The sequence below is a fragment of the Curtobacterium sp. A7_M15 genome, from assembly GCF_030705415.1.
GTDB lineage: Bacteria > Actinomycetota > Actinomycetes > Actinomycetales > Microbacteriaceae > Curtobacterium.
In genome coordinates, this window is record NZ_JAUZED010000029.1 from 17,302 (window position 1) to 26,883 (window position 9,582).

At 65.9% G+C, this 9,582-nt stretch carries 13 protein-coding genes; 11 read left to right on the top strand and 2 right to left on the bottom strand.

Annotation, left to right across the window (positions count from 1 at the left end):
* Positions 1-2: 2 nt before the first annotated feature.
* On the bottom strand, positions 3-1,112 hold the full coding sequence (locus Q7F20_RS07535) for a site-specific integrase (RefSeq protein ID WP_305739488.1): 1,110 nt from the start codon (positions 1,110-1,112) through the stop codon (positions 3-5).
* Positions 1,112-1,579 carry a hypothetical protein gene (locus tag Q7F20_RS07540; protein ID WP_305739489.1) on the bottom strand — a complete coding sequence of 156 codons (468 nt, stop codon included), beginning with the start codon at positions 1,577-1,579 and terminating at the stop codon, positions 1,112-1,114. Before Q7F20_RS07540 ends, Q7F20_RS07535 begins: the two co-directional genes overlap by 1 nt.
* 120 nt (positions 1,580-1,699) lie before the next feature.
* Between Q7F20_RS07540 and Q7F20_RS07545 the strand changes: the two genes are divergently transcribed.
* From Q7F20_RS07545 to Q7F20_RS07590, 11 genes are all read left to right on the top strand, one after another.
* Complete coding sequence (locus tag Q7F20_RS07545) at positions 1,700-1,912, top strand: AlpA family transcriptional regulator (protein ID WP_305739490.1); 213 nt, start codon at positions 1,700-1,702, stop codon at positions 1,910-1,912.
* Entirely contained in the window at positions 1,909-2,376 is a 468-nt protein-coding gene (locus Q7F20_RS07550; protein WP_305739491.1) for a hypothetical protein, read from the top strand. The genes Q7F20_RS07545 and Q7F20_RS07550 overlap by 4 nt, the downstream gene beginning before the upstream one ends.
* On the top strand, positions 2,376-2,618 hold the full coding sequence (locus Q7F20_RS07555; RefSeq protein WP_305739492.1) for a hypothetical protein: 243 nt from the start codon (positions 2,376-2,378) through the stop codon (positions 2,616-2,618). Before Q7F20_RS07550 ends, Q7F20_RS07555 begins: the two co-directional genes overlap by 1 nt.
* The gene (locus Q7F20_RS07560) at positions 2,618-3,001 is read left to right on the top strand and encodes a hypothetical protein (protein ID WP_305739493.1); all 384 of its coding nucleotides are present in this window, start codon (positions 2,618-2,620) and stop codon (positions 2,999-3,001) included. The genes Q7F20_RS07555 and Q7F20_RS07560 overlap by 1 nt, the downstream gene beginning before the upstream one ends.
* A gap of 59 nt (positions 3,002-3,060) precedes the next feature.
* Entirely contained in the window at positions 3,061-3,666 is a 606-nt protein-coding gene (locus tag Q7F20_RS07565; protein ID WP_305739494.1) for a hypothetical protein, read from the top strand.
* A gap of 181 nt (positions 3,667-3,847) precedes the next feature.
* Positions 3,848-4,084, top strand: a complete 237-nt coding sequence (locus Q7F20_RS18680) for an HNH endonuclease (protein ID WP_370871637.1) — start codon at positions 3,848-3,850, stop codon at positions 4,082-4,084.
* A 352-nt stretch (positions 4,085-4,436) separates the two neighbouring features.
* Positions 4,437-5,768, top strand: a complete 1,332-nt coding sequence (locus Q7F20_RS07570; protein WP_305739495.1) for a hypothetical protein — start codon at positions 4,437-4,439, stop codon at positions 5,766-5,768.
* A 53-nt stretch (positions 5,769-5,821) separates the two neighbouring features.
* Entirely contained in the window at positions 5,822-6,880 is a 1,059-nt protein-coding gene (locus Q7F20_RS07575) for a phage portal protein (protein WP_305739496.1), read from the top strand.
* On the top strand, positions 6,880-8,523 hold the full coding sequence (locus Q7F20_RS07580) for a hypothetical protein (RefSeq protein WP_305739497.1): 1,644 nt from the start codon (positions 6,880-6,882) through the stop codon (positions 8,521-8,523). Before Q7F20_RS07575 ends, Q7F20_RS07580 begins: the two co-directional genes overlap by 1 nt.
* Before the next feature lie 64 nt (positions 8,524-8,587).
* Positions 8,588-9,166 (top strand): hypothetical protein, encoded by a 579-nt coding sequence (locus Q7F20_RS07585; protein ID WP_305739498.1) that lies wholly within the window; start codon positions 8,588-8,590, stop codon positions 9,164-9,166.
* Positions 9,166-9,579 carry a hypothetical protein gene (locus Q7F20_RS07590; protein ID WP_305739499.1) on the top strand — a complete coding sequence of 138 codons (414 nt, stop codon included), beginning with the start codon at positions 9,166-9,168 and terminating at the stop codon, positions 9,577-9,579. The genes Q7F20_RS07585 and Q7F20_RS07590 overlap by 1 nt, the downstream gene beginning before the upstream one ends.
* The last annotated feature ends 3 nt before the right edge of the window (positions 9,580-9,582 follow it).

Consider the following 9,582-nt stretch of genomic DNA (forward strand, 5'->3'; position numbering starts at 1 on the left):
TTCTAGGCGGTATCAGCGCCCGGAGTCCGCGAGGAGTCCGCAGGAGCGAGCGAGGACGTCATCAGATCCGCAGCAGCGGCCCGGGTGACGTCCTCTGCCGTTCCCCACAAATGGCTGTACGTGTTGAGCGTGGTTGACGCCTTCGCGTGACCGAGCGCCCGCTGCACAGTCACCACGTCCGCGCCGTGCGCGATCAGGCCCGACGCGTAGTAGTGCCGCAGATCGTGCGGCGTGAATCCGCTGACGCCCGCCCGCTCGAGCGTCTTGTTCCAGTGCCACCGCAGCGAGTCAGGATTCGGCGGGCGACCTGGCAGCAGCCACCCCTCGTCACCGTGCACCCCGACTTTCGCGACGTGCTCCGACAGCATCGTCACGAGCGCGTCCGGCAGGTACACGACCCGCTCGCTGCCATGCTTCGGTGGAATCACCGCGAGCGTCCCGGGCTCCTTCTGCACCTGCCGTGACACCTGCAACGTCCGCTTCAGGAACGCGATGTCGCCCCGCTGCACGCCGGCGACCTCACCGATGCGGAGTCCAGCGAACGCCGCCAACGCGACGAACGGCCGGAACCACGGCTCGGCCGCGTTCACGGTCGCGCCCACCTGCTCCGGTGTGGGTATGACCATGGCAGCCTCAGCGCGGCGGGTGCGGGGGAGGCGTACGCCGACTGACGGGTCGAGCGTGAGCACGCGGTCCGCCATCGCAGCGCGGATGATCGTCCGGATGTTCCCGACGCGTGTCTTGATCGTCCCGGGCGCGAGGCGCGACTGCATGTCCTTCACCCACGCCTCGACATGCGAGCGCCGCAGCTTCCCGACCTCGACGTTCGCGAACGTGCAGTCGTTCATCGTGATGTTGTACGAGTCGCGAGTCGACGTCACCCAGATCTGACGCGGCGACCAGTCATCGTAGAAGCCCCGCAGAGTCGTCTTCCGCTCGGTCGGTGACGTCCACGTGCCCTGCTGCCGCTTCGAGAGCTCGTCGACGATCCACGCCTCGCCAGCCGCCTTCGTCCGGAAATGCTTGGCATGCTCGCGACGCTTCCCGTCGTCATCGAGAAAGTCGTACCGTGCGCGCCACTGCCCGCTCGGTCGGCGCTTAACGCTCGACATCAGACTTCCTCTCCTGCACCGACCACGCCTTCCATCGCCTTAGTGAGTTCGTTCGCACGCTCGGTCAGGTTGCTCAAAGCGACGAGGAGGTCCGGGTCGAGTGAATCCGAATCGCCTTCCGCTTCAAGCTTGCGGAACTCCCTCTCGAGATCACGCTTGTCCTTCATCACGGACCAGAAGTCGGCGCGGGTTCGCTCGAGGTTGGCCGCCGCTCGATCGATCAGCATGCGAAGTCGCGTCGACCCCTCGCTGCTGAGCAAGGCTTCGAAGTTAGGGATCTTCAAGAGCTGCATGAGGAGCACGGACTCGCTGGCGCGCAGCGGCCTCTCTCCGCGCTCGATCGAGGCGACAGTGAGGTGTGTCCACTTCAAGCCGAAGTCGCGCACCCGATTGGCGAGTTCGCGTTGCGACATGTCGCCCCGGTACCTGGCGACGTTCTTGCCGATGCGTTCATCAATCTTGGCCACCAGAGGACGGTATCGGGAAAACACCACGAGTGGTAGTCCATGGTTGCCAAAGTGGGTCGGGTGGTGCACTATGGAAACCAGCGGTGGTCATCCCAGGCCACCACGGACTGAAGGGCAACGATGACCAACTTCACGTACGAGCCGGGCGTTCGTCTCCGGAGGCTTCTCACGCTCCCCGAGACGGCGGAGCTTCTGCGGAAGACCGAAAGCCAGCTCCGCTGGATGCTCAAGGTCAAGTCCGCACCACCCCACGCGAAGGTCGGAGGTCGCATCGTTTTCGACGCCGACGAAGTGGCTGCCTGGATCGACCAGCAGTTCGCGGTGGCCTCGTGACCACCATCACCAAGAACGCCCCCGACACGAGCGGCAACTCGGTCGAGGGCAACGATCACAACATCCCAGCTGGAGATCTCATGAACAAGGAAGACCTTACTGTGCTCACCGTAGACCGCGCCACCGACATTGACTGGAACGAGCTCCCGAAGGACGTCGAAGTGCACGTCCCCTGCACCATCCCCGGGTGCAAGAACTACCAGGGCGAACACGTCTGGTCGTGGGGCGACTCGTTCCACCACTGCGCATTCGAGTACTGGGCCGACATCCAAGCGCAGGTGTCCGTCGACTACTACGAAGACGAGACGGGCGACGTCAACAGCCTCGAGGCAAACACGTGGTCGGTCAACGGCTTCCTCGCGGACGACGACAAGCCGCTCACGGTCGACAGGGTCACCACGTGGATGTCGAACTACAACAGCGCAGTCTGCCTCGCAGCCGAGCTCAACGGTGAGGCCCGCTGATGGCCGCGCACAAGACGATCGCGGACCTCGTCCACGCCGACAAGTGGGACGACGGCCCAGTTGAGGTGTGGGTCGACCTCGAGCGCGCGAAGGAGTTCTTCACGTCGGATGGGATCGTCGTAGAGATGCCCCCTGCCCAGGCGCTCGAGTTGAGCGAAGCGCTCGCGGACAAGGCGCGCCTCGCGCTCGCTGGCAAGTACGAGCACCACTACGAGGGTGAGAACGGCGAGGAGATCGACTGATGGCAACCAAGTACGAAGTCCTCGCGTCCCTCGTCAAGCGCGACCACGAAGCGTGGGCGTGGCAGAACCAGGACGAAGGTGACGGCAACCACCACGTCATCATCGGCATCCTGCGCATCATGCACGACTACGCCCTGCCGCCGGCACCCAACCAGTCCTGGGACTGGGAAGACGTGGTCGAGGAGATCTACGACCGCATCGCCGAAGCGTTCTCCGTGGAGCGCTTCGACGACCAGCCGACAGAGCCGACGAACCGTGACCTGCTCGAGGTCATCGAAGACACGCTCGACATCGCAAAGAAGAGCACGTCGCTGGTTCTCAACGACCACCCGACCAAGGGCGACGACATGCCGCCCGAGCTCGACATCCCCGACCAGCACTGACCCACCCGCGAGGGGTGTCGGTACTACCGACACCCCTCGCCTCCACCCGAAGGAGACGCATGAGCTGGACGAAGCTCGGCGACGAGTGGTGTCAGATGACGTTGCTCGAAGACCTCAGCCACGAGGACAGGTGGCACTACCTCTGCATGATCCAGTTCTGCTCACGCACGGACAAGCGTGACGGGATCATGCGAGGAGTCGACGCGCGTCGACAGTCCGACCACAGCGACCCAGCGACCGCGCTCGCCCACCTCGCAGACGCTGGACTCATTGCCATCGAACCCGGCGACAAGTACCGCATCGTCCGCATCGAAGAGGACGACCACCTGCCCTCCGAGTCCGTGCGCAAGCGGACCGAGAACAACAAGAACCGTCAACGTCGCAAGCGCGCACACGACAAGGGCGACCACTCCTTGTGTCGAGACGACGCCGACTGTCACGCATCTGTCACGCGTGACGTCGGGACGGGACGGGACGGGACGGGCCGGGACAAGACCAAGAACCACACGCTCGTTCCAGCAACATCAACGTGGCCGGTCGTCCACATCAGCAAGGCCCCGGTGTGCGACGTGTGCTTGGACCCGATGCCGATGGATGCGGTGCTTACGATCTGTGAGGTTGACGACCCTGCCCATGAGGACGCTCGGATGGCGTCGGCATCGTGACCGTTTCACTGGGCCAGTCGAGTGAGCGCAGGAACTCGTCGCAGAACCGCGCGCACTCTTCGTCCGTCATCTCGTGCCAGCTCATCTGCACGACGGTAGATCGCGGCCCGAGCCGGCCTTTCAGGATTGTCCGATGAGCGCGCATCATCGCACCGCTGAGTGGTCGAAGGTGCAGCGGACCATGCGCCCCATCATCGCCGCCACCCTGCCGGCGCGGTGTGTCAACTGCCCCCACCTCGTGATGCCTGATCAGGCGTGGGAGATCGGGCATATCGTCGACGCCGCCTTGGGTGGTACAAATGATGGTACAAACCTCGGTCCGGCTCACGTGCGTTGTAACCGATCAGCCGGCGGCAAGGCGGGACGAGCCAAGCAGATCACGAAGAGCAAGAGCGACAGGAGACTCCTCCCATGGTGACCTTCACCGAGACAGGCCAGACCACGCAGGCAGTGACGTGGGACGAGGGCGTGTACGACCAGCCCGATCGCGTGCTGCTCTCATGCGACGAGTGTGGTGCGACTGTGCCGTCGACGAGGACCGACCTGCACGCAGCGAGTCACGCGTGACGACGACCGACGCTTCTTTGACAGAGGCCTTCGCTACCCCCCGCCTCGGCAGCAACGATTTTGTGTCCGACGAGTGGCAGGCCATCCGAGACTCGGGCATTCCGGCGCTGCATCAGTCGCCAGCTGTGGACGATCCGGTGGGTCGTGAGGAGTTCCTGACTGGGGCGAGGCTGCTGGGGGTTCATGGTCGCCGCAAGGAGCTCGTGGCGCAGCAGCTGCTCCTCGCGGACGTGCTGAACGCTGGCGACTCGACGGTCGCGGTGCTGATGCCTCGTCGGTCAACGAAGTCAACGAGCCTCCTCGTGGCTGCTCTCGGTCGGTGCGCGTCCCGGGATGACTACGTGGTCGCGTACACGCAGTGCACGACCGGCACGAAGGCGCGTGAGCGTTTCCGCAAGGACGTGATCATGGTGCTTGAGCGGCTGTACCCAGAGCCGGAGGAGTGGCGGATCTTCAAGGCTGCGGGGCAGGAGCGCATCGAGTTTAAGAACGGCTCAATCCTGCAGGTCCTCGTGCCGTCGTCGGAGGCGTTCCGCGGTGACGCGTACGACATGGTCATCTTGGACGAGGCGGGCGAGGCGCCGCCGGAGATGTCCGAGGATCTGATGCAGGGCCTGCTACCCACGTTCGACACGCGCCCGGACGCGCAGCTCGTCGTGGCCGGCACGGCGGCGAAGTTCCGAGACGGGAACCTGCTGTGGTCGACGCTCGAGGATGGCCGGCACGCTCGCGGTGGCACGGGCATCCTCGAGTACGCGGCACCGGACACCACGGACGAGTCGGACCTCGACGACTGGGAGAAGGTCGAGGCACTGGTGCTCGCGGCGCACCCCGGCATCGGCAACCTGACGACGCTCAAGATCGTTCGCGAGCGCTGGGAGAAGCTGTCCCGTCGGCAGTTCGCGGAGGAGTACCTGTCGATCTTCGGCACGGTCGGTGCGGTCAACGCGTTCGTGAACATGGAGGCGTGGGCGAACAACGGTCGGCAGGACGCGTTGCCGCCGATGCCACTCGACCGCGCCGTCGGGCTCGCGGTGTCGGTGCACCCGGACCAGTCGTGCTCGGTCATCGCGGCGGCGTGGCGTGATGACCTGGGGAAGGCGTGCATCGGCGTGGTCGAGTACCGGTCAGGGTCGAACTGGATGCCGAAGCGTGCGAAGGAGCTTGCGACGAAGCTGCGGACCTCGATCCTCTACGACGATCTCTCGACGTCTACGAAGGTTGAGGTCGAGGTGATGGAGCGCATGCGCCCACGTCCGCGGCTCGCTCCTCAGGGCTGGGCTCAGGTGTCTACGGCGGCGGCGCTGTTCATGAAGGAGAACGAGGAGGGCAACCTCGTTCATTGGGATCAGCCGGAGCTGAACGAAGCGGTCGCCCTGGTGACGAAGCGTGGTACTCCGAAGTCGAGTCGGTGGGCGTTCGGCCGGAAGGACTACGGCGACTCGATCATTGCCGCGGAGGCTGCGGCGTTGGCCCTGCGATGGGTTGACGAGAACCCGCGGAAGGCTGCACTGCGACCGAAGATGGCATCCTGAATTTGTACCAACCGTTGTAGCGCTATTGGTACAACGGTTGGTACAATGTCGATGTGGGTCTTTTCGACTGGCTTGGCCTCAGCACGCGACGCGCAGACGCGCTCGCCGCCTCGCGCACCGGGGTGCTGTCGCAGTGGTCGGACACCAGCGGACTGGGCACGATCGTCGTCTCTGATGCTCTCGGCGTGCACTTGTCGAACCTGCCGATGGACCGCGGTACGGCGATGACCGTTCCGGGCGTCGCGAAGGGTCGCGCGCTGCTCGTGTCGACCATCGCGCGGTTTCCGCTCGTCGCCCTCGACCAGACCGGGCCGCTGAGCCCCGACAGGCAGCCGTCGTTCCTCTACCGAACCAACACGGCGCAGTCGCCGTACACGCGCATGGTGTGCACGGTCGATGATCTCATCTTCCACGGCGTCGCCCTGTGGCTCACGACCCGCGGCGCGGCCGGTCAGATCCTCGACGCGGAATGGTGCCCGCGCGATCTGTGGTCGGTGAAGGAAGGCAAGTTCTACCTGCAGGGCCGGGATACTCCGCTGCAGGACTCCGAGATGCTTCTCTTCGACGTTCCGCTGTTCGACGGCCTGCTCGTCATCGCGGCTGGAAACCTTCGCGGCGCGAAGGACGTCGAGAAGTCCTGGCAGGGTCGCGCGCGCAACCCGATCCCGGTCATGGTGCTCAAGGTCACCGACGACTCGCAGCTGACGCAGGAAGAGGTCGACGAGTACGTCGAGGCCTGGTCCGACGCCCGGAAGAGCGAGAACGGCGCAGTCGGCTTCCTGCCCAAGGGCATCGACATGGACGTGCACGGCGAGGTCAGTCCGGACCTGATGACCGCCGGCCGGAACGCGACGAAGACCGACATCGCCAACTACCTGAACGTGCCCGCGTCCCTGCTCGACGGAACCGTCGCTGAGGCGTCGCTGACGTACACGACGCAGGAAGGCAACCGGAACCTCTTCTACGAGCTGAGCCTGCCGTTCTGGGTCGACCCGATCACGCAGCGCCTGTCGCAGGACGATGTCGTGCCCCGAGGCCAGCGCGTCCGGTTCGACTTCTACGAGCAGTACGCACCCACACCCTCGCCGACCGGACCACTGGAGCTCGACTGATGACCGACATTCGCATCGACGCAGGCACCCTCGAGGCGTCCGAGGAGGACCGCACCGTCACCGGCTTGCTCGTCCCGTACGGCGAGGAGTGCCGCAGCAACCTCGGCCGCTTCTCGGTCGACTCCGGCGCGTTCTCACTGCCCGACCCGTCCGTCGTCGGCTTCAACGTCGAGCACGCACGGGAGGACTCGGTAGGCCGCGCGATCGCCCTGACCGACACCCCGGAGGGCGTCGTCGCGACGTTCTCCGTCGCACCGGGCGAGGACGGCGACGCCGCTCTCGCCGACATCAAGTCCGGTCGCCGGAAGCACCTGTCCGCGGAGGTCGCGCACGTCGTGATCAAGGCGGGCAAGGCGGTCGGCGGAAAGCTCTTTGGAGGAGCACTCGTGGAAAAGCCCGCATTCCCCTCGGCGACGCTCCTCGCAGCAGCCGTCGATACCCCTGAGCCCGTCGAGCCGGTCAGCCCGGACGACAAGGACGGCGTGACCGAGACGAAGACCGTCGTCAACGCCGACGGCTCGTCGACCGTCACGACCACCACCACCAAGACCGAGACGGCCGCCGACGGCACCGTCACGGAGATCAAGACCGTCTCGACCGAGACGATCGCCAAGCCAGCGGACGAAGAGCCCGCGAACCCGGAGGAGCCGAACGTGCCCACTGCCACCGCCCCGAGCACGCTGACCGCAGCTGCTCCGAAGATCGCGGACACGCCCGCTGCAAGCGTGTTCGAGGCCATCCAGGCCGCGAAGTCCCACCGGTCCTCGAGCGACCAGGAGACGCTGCTCGCGGCCCTGTCCGACATCAAGACCTCCGGCACCGGCGCACTGCCTGTCGACGGCGTCATCCAGCCCGCGTGGCTCGGTGAGGTGTGGTCCGAGCGCACCTACGAGCGGAAGTTCTGGGGCCTCGTGAAGAACGGCCCGCTGACGAACCAGGACGAGAAGGGCTGGAAGCTCGACCAGGGCACCGCCATCGTCCAGCCGTACGCCGGCAACAAGGCCAACGTGCCATCCGGTACCGCCTCGACGTCGCTCGTCGGCTCCGTGTTCCAGCGCTGGGCAGTCGCGGAGGACATCGCCCGCGAGTTCTACGACATCCCCGGCAACAAGGAGATCATCGAGGCCTTCGTGCGGGGCATGTTCAACGGCTACGCGAAGGTCACCGACAAGTGGGCGCTGCAGCAGTACCTCGCCGCGGCTGGCGCTCAGGTCGACGCTGACACCTACCCGACGCAGTACAACGCGTCGATCGGCAAGGTCCTGCAGGTCCTCGACATCATCAACGACTCCGATGTCGACGCGACCGGGATCGTCGTGGCCCCGGACGTGTTCAAGGAGCTCATGTACACGCCGAAGGACCTGATCCCGGAGTACATCTCGCTGAGCTTTGGCACGAAGGGTGAGGGCACCGGCGACGGCGTCTCGATCCAGCGCGACAAGTTCGGCGTCCTCGGCGCAGGCCAGGTCCTCGGCGTCGCCCACGAGGCGGCGCACGTCAACGAGCTCGGCGGCGGAAGCCCGCTGACGGTCGACGCGATCGACATCGCCCGCGGTGGCATCGACAAGGCCGTGCACGGCTACACGCAGTACATGACCGAGTACGACGACGGCCTGGTCCTCGTCGGCAACAAGGCCTCCTAACTGCAACACCGGCAGGGGCGGGCACCAGACGCCCGCCCCTGCCGCCTAACCGAAAGGAGGCGACATGGCCTCGTTCCTCGCAAGCGACAGCCCCGTCGCCGACTTCGACTACGACGAGCCTGCAGCGGTCGACATCGTCGACGCAACCGTCGCGCTCGACGTAGCAGGACAGACCCTGCCAGCGGAGGCCGACGGGCAGGCCGTACGCGGCTCGTGGAGCACCCTCGATCTGCCCGCAGTCGGCCGATACCCCGTCTACGTCCTCGTGGCCTCAGGCGAGCGCACACAGCGCGTGCTCGTCGACTGGCTCGTCGTAGTTGATCCCGCGGACGAGTGGTACAACGCCATCACCGCACGACTCGACTGGGCAGGTGCGCCCGAGCCCGACGGCATCATCGCGCGACTGCTCGAGGTCGCCCGCGAGCAGGTGGAGGAGTACGGACCCAACCTGCCCGCAGGGACGCCGGTGCCGGAGCGCTACCGGTCCGCGCAGCTGGTGCAGGCCCGCAACACGTGGAACGCGTCTCTCACGAACGGCGATGCCCAGGTCGACGTCGGCGGCTTCGTCGTCAACGTGCGCCCCCTCGACTGGGCTGTGAAGCAGCTCATCCGACCGCTCACCGCGACGAAGGCGGTCGGCTGATGCCCCGCCGGAAGGTCGCCGAGCAGTACCGGCGATGGGTGACAGACCGCCTCAAGCCGCTTCTGCCGCGCCGGTGGACTCTGTCGCCGTACACGCGGAAGCCCGACGAGCTGTCGGGGCCGACCGTCATCGTGACGCTGCAGAAGATCCAGCGGCTCCCGGACGCACCGCTCGGCGCGCAGGTTGCCACCTACCTCGTCACGGTCGTCGATCCGGCGACGGATTGGGCGCAGGCGGACAAGAACCTCGACGACGAGATCGTCGACCTGATCGCCGGACTCGATTCCGTCCGCAACGACGACGGGCTGCCGGTGCTCCGGTGGATTACCGCCGACCGAAACACGTGGAACGACACGTACCTGGCCTTCGACATCACCGTCGAGGTCATCATCACCGCCACACCGAAGGAGTAACAC